Annotated in this window: 14 protein-coding genes and 1 pseudogene; 7 read left to right on the top strand and 8 right to left on the bottom strand. The window is 68.7% G+C overall.

All coding sequences use genetic code 11. The features are described 5' to 3' along the window. A partial coding sequence (locus tag AB0F10_RS29350) for a hypothetical protein (protein WP_360631964.1) occupies window positions 1-194 on the top strand: 194 nt, incomplete at its 5' end. A 14-nt stretch (window positions 195-208) separates the two neighbouring features. Here the strand turns inward: AB0F10_RS29350 and AB0F10_RS29345 are convergent. Next, the gene (locus AB0F10_RS29345) at window positions 209-517 is read right to left on the bottom strand and encodes a hypothetical protein (protein ID WP_360631961.1); all 309 of its coding nucleotides are present in this window, start codon (window positions 515-517) and stop codon (window positions 209-211) included. A 32-nt stretch (window positions 518-549) separates the two neighbouring features. Beyond that, window positions 550-864 carry a hypothetical protein gene (locus AB0F10_RS29340; RefSeq protein WP_360631958.1) on the bottom strand — a complete coding sequence of 105 codons (315 nt, stop codon included), beginning with the start codon at window positions 862-864 and terminating at the stop codon, window positions 550-552. Window positions 865-1,010: 146 nt separating this feature from the next. Here AB0F10_RS29340 and AB0F10_RS29335 point away from each other — a divergent pair, with 146 nt between their 5' ends. Next, window positions 1,011-1,343 carry a hypothetical protein gene (locus tag AB0F10_RS29335; protein ID WP_360631955.1) on the top strand — a complete coding sequence of 111 codons (333 nt, stop codon included), beginning with the start codon at window positions 1,011-1,013 and terminating at the stop codon, window positions 1,341-1,343. An 84-nt stretch (window positions 1,344-1,427) separates the two neighbouring features. On the opposite strand, the gene AB0F10_RS29330 is transcribed toward AB0F10_RS29335, so the two are convergent. Further along, entirely contained in the window at window positions 1,428-2,546 is a 1,119-nt protein-coding gene (locus tag AB0F10_RS29330; RefSeq protein ID WP_360631952.1) for a magnesium transporter CorA family protein, read from the bottom strand. A gap of 379 nt (window positions 2,547-2,925) precedes the next feature. Between AB0F10_RS29330 and AB0F10_RS29325 the strand changes: the two genes are divergently transcribed. Both AB0F10_RS29325 and AB0F10_RS29320 read left to right on the top strand, forming a co-directional pair. Continuing rightward, a complete protein-coding gene (locus tag AB0F10_RS29325) occupies window positions 2,926-3,594 on the top strand; it encodes a helix-turn-helix domain-containing protein (protein ID WP_360631949.1) in 669 nt (222 codons plus the stop codon). Continuing rightward, entirely contained in the window at window positions 3,570-3,968 is a 399-nt protein-coding gene (locus tag AB0F10_RS29320; protein ID WP_360631947.1) for an integrase core domain-containing protein, read from the top strand. The genes AB0F10_RS29325 and AB0F10_RS29320 overlap by 25 nt, the downstream gene beginning before the upstream one ends. Window positions 3,969-4,511: 543 nt before the next feature. Here AB0F10_RS29320 and AB0F10_RS29315 read toward each other — a convergent pair. The 4 genes and pseudogenes from AB0F10_RS29315 to AB0F10_RS29300 form a co-directional block, all read right to left on the bottom strand. Beyond that, entirely contained in the window at window positions 4,512-5,912 is a 1,401-nt protein-coding gene (locus AB0F10_RS29315) for a PHB depolymerase family esterase (protein ID WP_360631944.1), read from the bottom strand. 83 nt (window positions 5,913-5,995) lie between these two features. Beyond that, window positions 5,996-6,292, bottom strand: a complete 297-nt coding sequence (locus AB0F10_RS29310; protein ID WP_360631941.1) for a ricin-type beta-trefoil lectin domain protein — start codon at window positions 6,290-6,292, stop codon at window positions 5,996-5,998. Continuing rightward, window positions 6,226-6,993 carry a dienelactone hydrolase family protein gene (locus tag AB0F10_RS29305; protein ID WP_360631972.1) on the bottom strand — a complete coding sequence of 256 codons (768 nt, stop codon included), beginning with the start codon at window positions 6,991-6,993 and terminating at the stop codon, window positions 6,226-6,228. The genes AB0F10_RS29310 and AB0F10_RS29305 overlap by 67 nt, the downstream gene beginning before the upstream one ends. 270 nt (window positions 6,994-7,263) lie before the next feature. Beyond that, window positions 7,264-8,247 (bottom strand): annotated as a pseudogene (locus tag AB0F10_RS29300) (endo-1,4-beta-xylanase); the annotation flags it as partial. A gap of 583 nt (window positions 8,248-8,830) precedes the next feature. Here AB0F10_RS29300 and AB0F10_RS29295 point away from each other — a divergent pair. Both AB0F10_RS29295 and AB0F10_RS29290 read left to right on the top strand, forming a co-directional pair. After that, window positions 8,831-9,862: an SMP-30/gluconolactonase/LRE family protein gene (locus AB0F10_RS29295; RefSeq protein ID WP_360631938.1), complete on the top strand. Its 1,032-nt coding sequence runs from the start codon at window positions 8,831-8,833 to the stop codon at window positions 9,860-9,862. A 143-nt stretch (window positions 9,863-10,005) separates the two neighbouring features. Then, window positions 10,006-11,619, top strand: coding sequence for a PQQ-dependent sugar dehydrogenase (locus tag AB0F10_RS29290; RefSeq protein WP_360631935.1), 1,614 nt, complete (start codon window positions 10,006-10,008; stop codon window positions 11,617-11,619). A gap of 157 nt (window positions 11,620-11,776) precedes the next feature. Here AB0F10_RS29290 and AB0F10_RS29285 read toward each other — a convergent pair whose 3' ends face one another. After that, entirely contained in the window at window positions 11,777-12,517 is a 741-nt protein-coding gene (locus tag AB0F10_RS29285) for an aldo/keto reductase (protein WP_360631932.1), read from the bottom strand. A 477-nt stretch (window positions 12,518-12,994) separates the two neighbouring features. Between AB0F10_RS29285 and AB0F10_RS29280 the strand changes: the two genes are divergently transcribed. Then, window positions 12,995-14,038 (top strand): cellulose binding domain-containing protein, encoded by a 1,044-nt coding sequence (locus AB0F10_RS29280; RefSeq protein WP_360631969.1) that lies wholly within the window; start codon window positions 12,995-12,997, stop codon window positions 14,036-14,038. Window positions 14,039-14,259: the final 221 nt, after the last annotated feature.

Genomic DNA, 14,259 nt, shown 5'->3' with positions numbered 1-14,259 from the left:
ACGCATCCGCCGACACGATCGGCTCGGCGGACTCCTCCACGAATACGAGCATGCCGCTTGACCAGCACGGATGGCATTATCGGCACCCGCAGGGTGGCGAACTCGGCGTTGAGGTGGGTGATCCCGGCCAGGTTGATTCGGATGCAGATTGGCCGGAAAAGGTCGACAGGCCGGTGGCCGGCGAAGTGAGATAGGCGGACGGCTGAGGTCAGGTGTTCCAGTTCGCCACTGCCCAGATAGCCACCAGGACCACGATGACGACGGCAAGGCCACCCAGGATCCACGCGAGGACGGCCCAGCCCTGCCGTGCGGCGATCACCGCCGCCACCGCCGGAGTGGCCGGGATCAGCACCACGCCGCCGTTGGCCAGGAACTCGAAGAGCACGCGGTCCTCCGCGGCGACCCCGAGCCACGCCTTCTCCATCGAACGGCCCAGCATCCACACCGCGGTCGCCCAGCCACCGGCCAGCACGACGACGATGGCGAACGCCACGGTCAGGCCATTCCATCTCGGCATCGGAGGTCACCTCCCGGTAGTCGGCGGAGCGGTCAGCTGCCGAGGTCGACGCCGTAGTAGGCCGGATCGGCGTTGCCTTCCCGGTCGACGGTGCGGACGTACAGGGTGCCAGTGGCGGGCAGATCGAGTGCACCAGTGTACGGCCGGAAGCGGACGTCGGCGTCCGAGGGCTGCAGCCATTCGATGCGGTCCACGCCCGAACCGCCCGCCTCATCGGCGGCCGTGACGGTGATGCGTGCCCGGTTCACACCGCCCGGTCCCACGTAGCGTTCCGCCGCCGCCGCTGTGGTCGTCGGCGGGGTGTCGTCCGCCGCCGCCGCACCGGTCTCCGCCGGGCGCGCCGCCACCGTACGGTCGACGTCACCGTCCGCGTCATCGTCGATCTCCAGCGCCGGCGCGGCGGCCGGCAGCGGCGAGCGGACCTGGGCCAGGGTAACTTCCGGCCACCTGCTTAGCCGCCTGAGCCCATGCGGGTCTGGAAGTTCCGGCCGGGGTGGTAGCAGTGCTCGGCGGGGGCACGCAGCCGCCGGTGACGGTCACGGTCAACGGGCATTCCTGGAAGAGCCGGGTCGCCATCATGCGAGGCCGGGCGGCCTTGGCATTGGTGAACCGGCCGGTGGCCTCCGCCACCTGCTCGGCCTCAGCAACGCCAATCGCTAGGCCGCCGACGTCGCGATTGGCGAGGAGGTCGAGGTCGAACTGGAGCCCGACACAGAGCCGCGCGTCGACGTGGTGGCCAGCTTGCCCGTACGGCTGCCCACCCAGAGGACATCGATCGCGCCCTGCCGGGTCATCGCTCCCATCGTCCCAGCATGCCGCACGATGATGGTTACCGTTCAGGTATGGCAGATCCTCGGGGCGGTCGCCGGGCTGTACAGGGTCGTGGCGGTCGACGCGCGCACGTCACCCGCTATAGCCAGTTGTTGCGGCGAAGGTAGGCGTAGATGCCGCCAGCGAGCGTGACGATGACGACGGTGCTGGTGACGAAGCCGGCGTGGTGACCGAATCCCGGATAGGGAACGTTCTGGCCGTAGAAGCCGGTGACGGCGGTGGGCACGGCGATGATGGCGGCCCACGCCGCGAGCTTCTTGGTGATCTCATTGAGCTGCGCGCTCTGTTCATTGAGCTGGGTGGCGGCGATCCGGTCGACCCGGTCGCTGGCCGCGGCGATGGTCTCGCTGGTATGCAATGCGTGATCGTGAATGTCCTGGTAGTAGAGGCTCAGCTCATCGTCCACGAGGTGGCTGTCGGTGCGCATCAGCCGGCTGACCACGTCCTGCATCGGTGCGACGATGCGGCGTAGCGCGGCGAGATCGGCGCCCAGCTCATAGGCCCGGCGGCGGATGTCGATCCCCGCGCGGGCCTGGAACAGCCGGGTCTGCAGCTCGTCGATGGCGTCGTCCAGCCTCTCGACGGCTTCGTAATGGCCGTCGACGACGGCATCGAGCAGTCCGTAGACCAGAATGCTGATCTCGTTCTGGGCCGTGACGAGCCCCGTATTGAGGTCCCATCGGGCAATCAGCGCATCGATGTCGAAGTTGTTCTTCCGCACCGTGATCAATGCCCGAGGTGTGATGAACATGCTGATTTCCCCGGTCGCCAGGCCGCGTGAGTCGCCGGTCGCCGAGACGGCGTACAGATTCGCGAACAGGTGGGTGCGGTACCGGTCCACCTTGGGCCGCTGATGCGGGCTGACCGCGTCTTCGACCGCGAGCGCGTGCAGGCCGAACTCCTGGGTGACGATGGCAAGATCGTCCTCGGTCGGGTCATAGAGGTCGAGCCACACGACCGCGGCCGGGTCGGCCGCGAGACGCTCACTCATCTGCCCTGCCGGAAACCCCTCCTCGAGGAGCTCCCCCGCTCGATACAGCCGCGTCCGGGTCGCGCATTGCGGCGGGAAGGCCGATGAAACGCTCGGCGCGGGCGGCCCCGGCGTCTGGGGGTCTCCCGCCGCCGTGACCGGCTGAGCAACGGGCGCGTCGGCGCTCTGGTCGTCGGAGCGGGGCGGCGTCTTCGGCTGCTCGGTCACAATGGTCGAGCATGCCACCTGCCTCGCCGACCTCGTATGCTCGGGCCACCGCGCCACTTGTCGCGTCAGCAAGCCCCGGGCGGCAGGCACAGCGTGAGGGCGGTCCGCCGCGGAACGAGTGGTCCCGACCGGCCCCGCCCTCGGTGCCCTGGTCACCCTTTGAGGGCCATCTCCTGGGCCGCCGCGCCCTGGCGGTGCTCGCGCGGCGGCCGCACGACACCCCCTACGACCACTAATCACCGCGGCGAACCCCAGTTGTGCCCTACACGACGACGCCGCAGGCTGACGTCATGCCTGTACCGTTCGAGAACCCGGCTGCGGGGTCTGACGTGCGGTTTTGTCCGGCGTCGTCGCCGGTTGTCGTGGTCATGCTGAGGCCATGATCCTGTCGTTTGGGTATCTGGTCTTGCGTCAACTCCTGCGTCTGGTGATCTTGGTCGTGCGCGGTGATCGCGCGAATGAGGTGGAGATTCTGGTGCTACGGCATCAGGTCGCGGTGCTGCGCCGCCAGGTCCATCGCCCGGATCTTGAACCAGCTGACCGCGCTGTGCTCGCCGCTCTGTCTCGGCTGCTGCCGCGGCCACGTTGGGCGGCGTTCTTTGTTACCCCGGCAACGTTGCTGCGCTGGCACCGTCGTCTGGTCACCCGGCACTGGACCTACCCGAGTCGGCCGGGCCGGCCGGCACTGCGGTCCGATGTCCGGGCCCTGGTGTTGCGGTTGGCCGCGCAGAACCCGACCTGGGGCTGCCGGCGGATCCAGGGTGAACTGGTCGGGCTGGGTTACCGGGTCGCGTCCAGCACGGTGTGGGCGATCTTGACCAAAGCCGGCGTTGATCCGGCGCCGCGTAGCGGCGGGCCGACCTGGACGCAGTTCTTGAGCACCCAGGCCAAAGGTCTGCTGGCCTGCGACTTCCTGCATGTGGACACGATCGGCCTGACCCGCGTCTATGTGTTGTTCCTGATGGAGATCGCGACCCGGCGAGTGCACGTCTTGGCGTCACCACCAACCCGACCGGCGAGTGGGTGGCCCAGCGGGCCCGCAACCTGATGATGGACCTCGGTCAGCGGGCTTCGGCGTTTCGTTTTCTGATCCGGGACCGGGATGCCAAGTACACGGCCGTGTTCGACCAGGTGTTCACCGCTGAAGGCATTGAGATCGTGCGGACGCCGCCGCGGGCACCCCGCGCGAATGCGTATGCCGAACGCTGGGTGCGCACGGTCCGCCGGGAGTGCCTTGACCGGATCCTGATCTACAACCCGCGGCACGTACTGTCACGCTCGACGAATACGTCCGGCACTACAACCAGCACCGGCCGCATCAAGGCCGTGAACAACGCCCGCCGGCTCAGGACGTATCCCCAGTGCCTGTCACCGATGTGGGCGCCGTACGCGTACGCCGCCGGCGCGTCCTCAGCGGGCTGATCAACGAGTATTCGCAGGCTGCGTAGCCGAAACCGAGTTTCCGAACGGTACAGGGAGTAACTTTGCAGTGGAGCAAGGGTCTGCCCGGTCCCTCTACCGACACAAACCAATTTCCAGCATACCGTAACGGTATCTACGAATACTCCCCTTCAATAGCCAAAATGGAGCCCGTCCGGGAGTAGTTCACCCGGTCGGGTTCCGTTTTGTTGGCAGCGACGGGATGGTCGTCGTTCTGGTATGTCAGGAGCGAAGCGTCGTACTCCGCGGGTGGTGGTGCAGGCGCCGGGGACCGCTCCGCCCATGTCCGGGACACCGCTGGCGGAACGTCGGGCTCGGCCCGTGCCGTAAGCGACTCCTGCGTCGCCGCATGGCACTACGGGCGAGCCGACGACGCGCCAGCGGCCGTGGTGGCAGCGAACCGGAGTCCGTCGCCTGAACGGTCCACGGTCCTTCGCCGTCGGTCTCCGCCGCCGAGGCACTCACAGAGTTCCGAAACGTAGGAGGCGCGGACGACGGCGGGACCGAGGACGGCGGGGTGGAGGATCACGGGGTTGAGGTCAGGCTACCCAGGGGTACGAGCGTGAACTGCTGGTTGGGCCGCCCGTTGCAGTCGTAGATCTGGACCTGCTGCCCGTTGCCGGTGCCCCACACGTCCAGGCAGCGGCCGGACTGTACGCCGGTGACGGTGCCGTTCGAGTTGGCGTTCCACTGCTGGTTGCTCTGACCGTTGCAGGCGTAGATATGCACCGCCGATGCGTTGCCGGACCCGGCGGCGTCCAGGCACATGCTGCCGTACACCTGGAGCTGCTTGCTCGCCGTGTATGTCCACTGCTGGTTGGACTGGCCGTGGCAGTCGTAGAGCTGCACCCGCGTCCCGTTGGTGCGCGACGCGTTCGGCACGTCGATGCACCGGCCGGACTGGGTCCCCACGATCTCGTTCGCGCCTCCCGGGGGCGGGGTCGAGGTCGGCGGGGTCGAGGTCGGTGGGGTTGACGACGGTGGGGTTGACGGCTGGTCGAGTCCGAGGAAGGAGATCGCGTACGCGATCTGGCCGCTCATCGGAAGCTGGTGGCCGACGCCGGAGATGCTGATCCCCTCGACGGTCGCCTGGATGCCGGTGTCACCGTAACGAGTCCGGGTCCAGGTGGACTGCGGGTGGTCGGTGTACGCCGGCGTCTGCGACAGGCCGTGCAGGTTGGTCCACTGTTTGATCTCCTCGCCGAAGTTGGGGTAGGAGAGCGTGGTGTCGGTGGTGCCGTGCCACAACTGCATGCGCGGGTAGGCGCCGGTGTAGCCGGGGTACATGGCGCGGGCGGTGTCGCCCCATTGCTGGGCCGTCCGGATGACGGTGCCGCCGGAGCACTGGCTGTTCCACATCGACCCGTCGCTGGTGGCGAAACAGCCGGCCGGTACGCCGGAGAAGGCCGACCCGGCGCTGAACACGTCCGGGTACTCGGCGGCCAGGACGTTGGTCATCATGGCGCCGGAGGAGAACCCGGACACGACGATGCGGGAGGAGTCGATGGTCGGGTAGTGCGAGCGGGCGTAGTCGACCATCGAGATGATGCCGGTGGAGTCGCTACCGCCGTTGCGCCGCAGCCCGGCGGCGGTCGACACGTCGAAGCAGCCGCCGCTGCGGGTGGCCTCGGGCAGCACCATGATGTAGCCGTAGCGGTCGGCGGCGGCGACGTAGTCGTGGCCGTTGCCGTTGAAGACGGCGCTCGCCGAACCGCTGCAGTAGTGCACCAGCACCAGCAGCGCCGGCCGGGGCGCGAGGTTCGCCGGTACGTAGATGTACATGTTGAGGTTGGTCGGGTTGGTGCCGAAGTTGGTCACCCGGGTCAGGCTCGCCGCCATCGCCGGGGAATCGGACACCAGGATCGCGGCGAGGCCGGCGACCAGCGCTGTGCCGGCCGCGAGCACGATACGCAAGAGGCGCTCCATCGAACCTTCCTTTCGACTACGGGATGGCGGGGCGGTACGAGGGCCTGGGTGTGGCGATAAGGTGACCGCCACACCCGGCTCGGTCAGCTCAGGCTGAATCGCTGGTTGGCCTGGCCGTTGCAGTCGTAGATCTGGACCTGCTGTCCGTTGCCGGTGCCCCACACGTCGAGGCAGCGGCCGGACTGGACGCCGGTGATGGTGCCGTTGGCGCTGACGTTCCACTGCTGGTTGGACTGGCCGTTACAGCTGTAGATCTGGACCGCCGACCCGTTGCCGGAGCCGGCCGCGTCCAGGCACACGTCGCCGTACACCGTCAGCTGCTTGCTCGAGGTGTAGTTCCACTGCTGGTTGGCCTGGCCGTTGCAGTCATAGAGCTGCACTCGGGTGCCGTTGTTGTGGGTGGCGTTGGCACGTCGACGCACCGACCCGACTGCGACCCGAGGATCCGCTGTGGCCCGGGTGGCGGACTGGACGGCGGGACGGAGGGGCTCGGGGGAGGGGTGGAACCGCCGCTCGGGATGGTCGAACACTTGACGGTCGACCGGACGATGCCGGTGGCGTCCTTGATGCTCGGGCAGAGGAACTGGGTGTACCGGGTGTCGTTGTCGACGAAGATCTTCAGCCACTCGATCTGGCTGCGCAGCTCGATGTCGTTGGGCCGGGTGAAGTAGAGGTGGTCGGCGTTGGCGAGCTGGATGTACGCGCCGGGCGTCGCCGCCGGAAGGGTCGGGTAGAGGCCGTCGAGGTAGGACGGCGTGACCGTGGAGTCGTTGATCCCGCCGATGATCATCGTCGGCACGTTGTCCGAGGCCAGGTTGCCGGACGGCTTGAACGGTGCGAGGCCGATGGCGGCCTTCAGCGATGGGCGCTGGGTGGCCGCGTAGAGGGCGCCGCCGCCGCCCATCGAGTGGCCGATGACCGACAGCCGGTTGCGGTCGACCCGGTCGCGTACCGCGCTGGAATTGGTCAGGTAGTCCAGGGCGGCGAGCAGCTGGGTGCCGCGGGCGGTGTCGTAGTCGTTGCGGCTGTTGGTCTCGACGCCGATGACGACGAACCCGAAGGACGCCAGCCGCGGACCCATCCAGGCTTCCTCATTGGCGAACAGGGCGGTGTAGCCGGGCACGATGGCGACCGCGCCGTACGTGTGGCTGGTGTCGGTGGGGTAGTAGATGAAGCCGCCGTTGAAGCCGTTGCCGGGCGGCACCGTGATCTGGGCGGTGGCGAAGGGCCCGTACTGCGCGGCGACGCTGGCCACGGTGGGATCCGGTCCGCGCTGGTAGGGGTTGTCATCAGCGGGGACGCTGGGGCTCGGGGAGACCGGCACGCTCGGGGATGCCGGAGAGCTCGGCGGGGCGGCGTTGAGGGCGTTGAGGACGGAGGTGTAGGCGGCCTTCTTGTTGCCGTTGCCGTCGAACAGCAGGGGGCTCTCGTTGGAGCGCCAGGAGTCGCTGTCGCGGACGCCCCAGACGGTGATGCCGACGCAGCGGGGTACGTTCATGCAGGCCTGGGTGAGGCCGGCGTACTGGGTGGTGGAGGCATTGGTGACGTCGGCTTCGGTGAGGGCGACGTCGATGTCGAGGGCGGCGAAGCTGGAGAGGGTGGTCTGGAAGTTGCTGGGCAGGGAGCTGCCGCCGGTGAAGTGGGTTTGCAGGCCGACGCAGTCGATCGGTACGCCGCGGGACTTGAAGTCCTGGATCATGCGGTAGACGCCTTGGGTTTTGGCGTAGGACCAGTTTTCGATGTTGTAGTCGTTGTAGCAGAGTTTGACCGACGGGTCGGCGTTGCGGGCGGTGCGGAAGGCTACCTCGATCCAGTCGTTGCCGGTGCCTTGCAGGTTGGATTGGCGGCGGCTGCCGTCTTCGTTGAATGCCTCGTTGACGACGTCCCAGTAGGCGAGTTTGCCCTTGTAGTGGCTCATCACGCCGTTGATGTGGTCGATCATGGCCTGGCGCAGGTTGCTGCCGCTGAGGCTTTGCATCCAGCCGGGTTGCTGTCCGTGCCAGGTGAGGGTGTGGCCGCGGACTTTCATGCCGCGCTGGGTGGCCCAGTTGTAGATCTGGTCGCCGGAGTTGAAGGTGAACTGGCCGCGGTTGGGTTCGGTGGCGTCGGGCTTCATCTCGTTCTCGGCGGTCACCATGTTGAACTCACGCCCGGCGATGGTGGTGTACGTCGAATCGTTGAGCCGGCCGGCGGCGATCGCCGTGCCGAAGTACCGGCCCGACTGCGCGGCTGCCGCGCCGAGCGTGTTCGCCGCCGCGCTCGCATCCGGGATCATTGCGATCATGCCCACCGCGACGGCGGCCGCCGTGACCGTGGCTCCGACCACGGTCCGCATTCTCAACGGCCGTCTACGACGTGTACCGCCGAGGTGGACTGAGGAGCTACCCGCGATCATGGCCTCTCCCTTCTCGAATCCGCGCCCGGGTCGCAGTCGTGGGCACACCGGCAGGCGGAGACCGCTCGTACGCCGAGGGGGATGCCGAAGCGACAGCGACCTCACCGGGTATGGATGAATCTCGATGTCAGAGCGATGCTAGGCGCAGCGGGCATCCGTGAACAATAAGTTTCGGAGATGGTCCGGAAGTTTTTTCCGGTAAAACCGACAGTAAGAAGAATTTGCAGGTCATCTACAGAAAGTTGATGCTGCTCCCCAGTGGGCGCTTGAAGGCGGACAGGCAAAGACCTGCAACGGGGGCTGCGGGCGGTCGTATCGCAGGTAATGAGTGTTCCGGAACTTTCGGAAGAAGTTGTTGTGGTTTCCCGTGGTCGATCCAGGGGAGCCGCAGGGGGAGGTGCTGATCCGGCTGGGTTGTCCGCAGGGGCTGGCGCCGTGGCCGGGCCCGGTTGCGGTTTGGGAGCGCTCCCGTAGGATCGCTGTCAACGTCATCCATCGATGAACGACGATGCATAGCTCGCCCATGAAGAGGACTCACATGGACTCGCGGATCGCATTCGCGGCCGGCGCCGCCGGCGTCCTGCTGATGGTGGCAACCGGGGCGGCCGCCACCGCGCAGGCCGCCGAGCTGCCACCGGGCGCACCGCCCGGCACGTGCCCCGCCGATGGCGGATACGGGCCTCCGCTTGCCTCGGCGACGACCACCGCCACCCGTCTCGTCGGTGGCCGAGCCTTCCTCGAAGGGCCCGTGTGGATCGCGGACGGCGACTATCTCCTGATGTCCGAGATGGCCGCGGCGGCCGGGCCGCAGAGGGTGCAGCCGTCCGCCATCCTGCGCTACACCCCGGCCTCGGCCACGGTGGAGACCGCGGTCCCCGCCTCCGGCAGCAACGGCCTGGCCCTAGCGCCGGACGGCCGATCGATCGTCGCGGCCACCCACGACCAGCGCAGCGTCTCGCGGTACGCGCTGCCCGGCTTCGCCCGCGAGGCCGTCGCCGTCGGCTTCCAGGGCGCGGCGTTCAACTCGCCGAACGATGTGGCGATCCGCTCCGACGGCGTCGTCTACTTCACCGACCCGGACTTCCAGCGCGGGGCCCGCGCCGACGCGATGAAGGGCCGGACCAGCGTGTTCTGGGTCTCCGGCGGGGTCGTCTCGCTGCTCGACGACACGCTGCGCGAACCGAACGGCATCGCGCTGTCCCCGGACGGCGCCACGCTCTACGTCGGCGCCTACGGCGAGAACAAGATCTACAGCTATCCCGTAAGAGCCGACGGCAGCACCGGCGCCCGGACGCAGTTCGCGTCCATCGGCGGACCCGACGGTGCGACGATCGACTGTGCCGGCAACGTCTATTGGGCGTCGGGGCGGGACGGCCTCGTCCACGTCTTCACGCCGGACGGCAGGCAGCTCGGAACCGTCTCCTCCTCCGGCGCCGGTACCACGAACGTCGCGTTCGGCGGCGCGGACCGGCAGACCCTGTTCATCACCTCTGGGCGCACCGGCGACTCCGGACTCTACAGCGTGCGCCTGGGCGTGCCCGGTTACCCGTACTGAAATCACCGTTGTCGGAGGTCCTCATGCTGCCACGACGCGTTCTCCTTTCCGTGTGTACCGTCGCCGCGGTGCTGGCCGGTATCGCCGCGGCCGGTGTGCCCGTTGCCGGTGTCGCCGCTGGTGCTCCAGCGGCCGGTGTTCCCGTGGCCGGTGTGATGCCGGTGGCGGCCGTCGCGGACACTCAGCCGCCGAGCGCGCCGGTCGGCCTCACCGCCCGTGACCTCACCTGCTCGACCGTCACGCTGAGCTGGTCGGCAGCCACCGACAACGTCGGCGTCGCCTTCTACGACCTCTACCACGACGGCCAGGCGATCGGATCCACCACCGCGGACGTACGGACCATCACACTGGGCGTCATCGCCGGCGCGAGGTGGGGCTTCTACGTCAACGCCAGGGACGCCGCCGGCAACGTCTCCCAGGCCAGCAACACGGTGTCGGTCACCCCGCCGTTCTGCTCGACGGACACCGTCGCACCCACCGTCCCGGCCGGGCTCACCGGCCACGCCGCCGGCACCGTCGTCACCCTGCGATGGACCGCCGCTACCGACAATGTGGCCGTCACCGGTTACGACGTGCTGCGCAACGGCGTCAAGGTCGGCGCCCTGACCGGTTCGGCCGCCACCCCGCCCGACACCACCTTCACCGACGTCGGGCTGGCTGCCGACACCGATTACTCGTACGCCGTCGTCGCCCGCGACGCACAGGGCAACACCTCGGCGCCGAGCGCGGCGGTGTCGGTCCACACCGGAACCGCCTGCGCCGCCGTATGCGGCATCGCCCAGGTGACCACCGAGCGGGACCTGCCGTGGGGCCTGGTGCAGCTGCCGGACGGGACGGTGCTCTACGGCCAGCGCGACCTGTTCACCATTCAGGCGATGGCGCCGGACGGCACGGGCAAGCACAGCATCGGCAAGGTGCCGGACGCGGCCGGCACCAACGGCGAGGGCGGGGTGCTGGGTCTGGCGATCTCACCGAGTTTCGCTAGCGACCACTGGCTGTACGTCTACCACACCACGGCGACCGACAACCGCATCGTCCGCTTCCAGTACGACGGCACACTGCGCACCGCCACCCGGCAGATTCTCGTCACGGGGATCCCGCGCAACAAGTACCACAACGGCGGCCGACTGCGGTTCGGGCCGGATGGCAAGTTGTACGCGGCCGCCGGCGACGGCCAGGACCCGGACCAGGCACAGGACCTCACCAATCTCGGCGGCAAGGTGCTGCGGCTGAACCCGGACGGCAGCGTCCCGGCGGACAACCCCTTCCCCGGCAGTGTCGTCTGGAGCTACGGCCACCGGAACCCGCAGGGTCTGGCGTTCGACTCGCAAGGCCGGCTGTGGGAGCAGGAGTTCGGCAACAACGTGATGGACGAGACCAACCTCGTGGTCAAGGGCGGCAACTACGGCTGGCCCGCCTGCGAGGGCACGATCGGCGACGCCTGCGGCACCGCGGGCTTCGTCGCGCCGGTGCAGACCTACCCGGTCGCGTCGGCGTCCTGCAGCGGCATCGCGATCGTGCGTGACGTCCTCTACATCGCCTGCCTGCGCGGCACTCGGCTGTACCGCGCAGTGATCGACGGTGACCGGCTGACCGACATCCAGCAGTACTACGTCGGCACCTACGGCCGGTTGCGCACCGTGGAACCAGCCGTCGACGGGAACCTGTGGCTGACCACCAGCACCCGCGGCGACAAGGACAGCACGCCCCAGAATAGCAACGAGAAGATCTTCAAGATAACCCTGGGGGACGGCTGAGCTCCAACGCCGCGGCTCCAGCCTCGTTCACCTTGAACGGCGCGACCTGCGCACTCGCCTGATCACCGGAATGAGCGCGGCCCCGGAACCAGCGGTTCCGGGGCCTGCGCCGGACCAGGCCGGCGGGACGCGGTGCGGAGTCAGCGCTCCGGGAGACTCACCACCAGGTTTGCTCCCGGGCGCGGTCCGTGCCGCCGGTGCCGTCCAGTCCGTCGAGCGTGTCCATGTCGGCGGAGGTCAACTCGAAGTCGAAGACCTGCGCGTTCTGCTCGATGCGTTCACGATGGGTGGATTTGGGCAGCACGATGAGGCCGCGCTGCAGCGCCCAGCGGATCAGCACCTGAGCCGGAGTGCGGCCCCGTCGCTCGGCGATCTCGGCCACCTGACTATCGCGCAGGTGCCGGCCGGTGCCCAGCGGGCTGTAGGCTTCCAGCGCCAGGCTGCGTGCTTCGCAGGCGGCCAGCAGCTCGCGGCGGAATTCGAATGGACTGAACTGCACCTGGTTGACGACCGGCGCCACGTCGGCCACCTTGAGCAGATCGTCGATCTCCGAGGCGGCGAAGTTCGAGACGCCGATCGAACGTGCGTAGCCGCGCTGGTGCGCGCGTTGCATGCCGTCCCAGGCCCAGGTCGGGCCGCCCTGTGGCCAATGCACGATGTACAGGTCGACGCGCTCCACGCCGAGGCGCTCGAGACTGCGCTCGGCCTCGGCCTCCGGGTCGCGCGAACCTGGGTAGAACTTCGTCGTGATGAAGACGTCTTCGCGGGCGATGCCGCTGTCGCGCAGCGCCCGTCCGACGCTGGCCTCGTTGCCGTACGCCTGGGCGGTGTCGATGTGGCGGTAGCCGGCTTCCAGTGCCCAGCGCACCGCTTTCTCGCACTCCGGGCCGTCGGGCACCTGCCACACCCGAGCGCGAGTAGCGGAATCTCGTTGCCGTCGGCGAGCACACGCGCCCGCCCGTCCTGGGTCAGTTTCCCTGCGGCCATCGTCGTCTCTCCTGCCGTGATCAAGCTTGGCGGTCTCCAGTCTGCACTTCCCCCGCCGCCGTCGAGGAAACTACCGGCGAGGGCGGCTGTTCGGTGTGGTGAGCGGGGGCTCCGCGTCCGGGGCGGCACGCGGCGTTGCGGTCATCCCTCCATGGTCACCCGCCCGCCGGGGGTGGCGCGTCACCCCCGGCGGTCGATACATTGGCATGCATAAATGTATGGGAGCGCTCCCGAGACCGATGAGGGAACTCCCGTTGCCGATGATTCCCGCCCCTCGCGCCCCTTGGGAGCTCCCGTGGAGACCTCATCAGCGGATGCCCGGCCGCACCGGCGGCCCCTCCCGCCGGAACGACGCTGGCACCGCCTTGCCGCTGCCGCGCTCGTCATTCTGGTGGGCGGCGCAGGCGTGGTCGCCCACGGCGACCGGGCCGCCGCCGAGTCCAACGGCGGCGTACGGGTCATGCCGCTGGGCGACTCGATCACCGAAGGCACCCAAGTGCCCGGCGGCTACCGGATCGGGCTGTGGCAGCGTCTGACCGCCGCCGCCTACCGGGTCGATTTCGTCGGCTCGCAGGTCAACGGCCCGGCCTCGCTCGGCGACCACGACCACGAGGGGCATCCCGGCTGGCGCATCGATCAGATCGACGCGAACATCAACGGCTGGCTGCGGACGACCACACCGGGCACGGTGCTGCTGCACATCGGCACCAACGACATCCTGCAGAACTACAACGTCTCCGGCGCGCCCGGGCGGCTCTCCACCCTGATCGACCACATCACCGCCGCCGCCCCGTCGGCCGATGTCTTCGTGGCCACCATCATCCCGCTGTCGAACGGGAGCCAGGAGTCGGCGGCGCGGACCTTCAACGCTGCGCTCCCGGGCATCGTGCAGAGCAAAGCGAATGCCGGCAAGAAGGTCCACCTCGTCGACATGCACAGCGCCCTCACCACCAACGACCTCATCGACGGCATCCATCCCACCGCCACCGGATACGACGAGATGGCCGCCACCTGGTTCGCCGCCCTGCAGACGGTGCCCGGCAGCATCGGTACGCCCGGCGGGCCCACCCCGTCGCCCACCACGCCCACCCCGTCGCCCAGCTCACCCACCCCCACCCCATCGAGCGGCAGCGCGTCCTGCACGGCGGTCTACGCCGTCACCGGTCAGTGGTCCGGCGGCTTCCAGGCAGCGGTCACCGTCACCGCCGGCAGCCGAGCCCTCTCCGGCTGGACCGTCACGTGGCAGTGGGGCAACGGGCAGACGGTGAGCCAGGCTTGGAACGCCACCATCACGGCGAACGGCTCCGCGGTCACCGCCCACAACGTGAGCTACAACGGCCCGCTCGGCGCAGGCGCCGGCACCCAGTTCGGCTTCCTCGGCACCTGGCAGGGCACCAACAGCTCTCCTACCCTGACCTGCACCGCCGCCTGACGTATTACCGCCCTTTGGCCGGTGCCGCGCCGACCGCGCAAGCACCGGCCGCAGGGCGTCGCCGGGGCCGGCGTGACCAGGGCCGGAAGCAGCGAGGGACGGACGTGACGAGGGTCGCGAGCAGCCAGGGACGGACGCGACGAGGACCGGGCGTGGCGAAGGGCGGGGAGCAGCGAGGGCCGGGTGCGGCGGCGACGGCGAGATCGGAGCTGACGCTAGTG

The sequence above is a fragment of the Actinoplanes sp. NPDC026623 genome (assembly GCF_040638275.1).
In the GTDB taxonomy this organism is placed as follows: domain Bacteria; phylum Actinomycetota; class Actinomycetes; order Mycobacteriales; family Micromonosporaceae; genus Actinoplanes.
This window is presented reverse-complemented; position numbering and strand designations above follow the sequence as displayed.

What these genes read in the sequence shown, in the direction of transcription:
- AB0F10_RS29345 (WP_360631961.1), bottom strand. Translation starts at nt 517, where the DNA reads ATGCCGAGATGGAATGGCCTGACCGTGGCGTTCGCCATCGTCGTCGTG.
- AB0F10_RS29315 (WP_360631944.1), bottom strand. Translation starts at nt 5,912, where the DNA reads ATGGAGCGCCTCTTGCGTATCGTGCTCGCGGCCGGCACAGCGCTGGTC.
- AB0F10_RS29295 (WP_360631938.1), top strand. Translation starts at nt 8,831, where the DNA reads ATGAAGAGGACTCACATGGACTCGCGGATCGCATTCGCGGCCGGCGCC.
- AB0F10_RS29305 (WP_360631972.1), bottom strand. Translation starts at nt 6,993, where the DNA reads ATGGGTCCGCGGCTGGCGTCCTTCGGGTTCGTCGTCATCGGCGTCGAG.
- AB0F10_RS29325 (WP_360631949.1), top strand. Translation starts at nt 2,926, where the DNA reads ATGATCCTGTCGTTTGGGTATCTGGTCTTGCGTCAACTCCTGCGTCTG.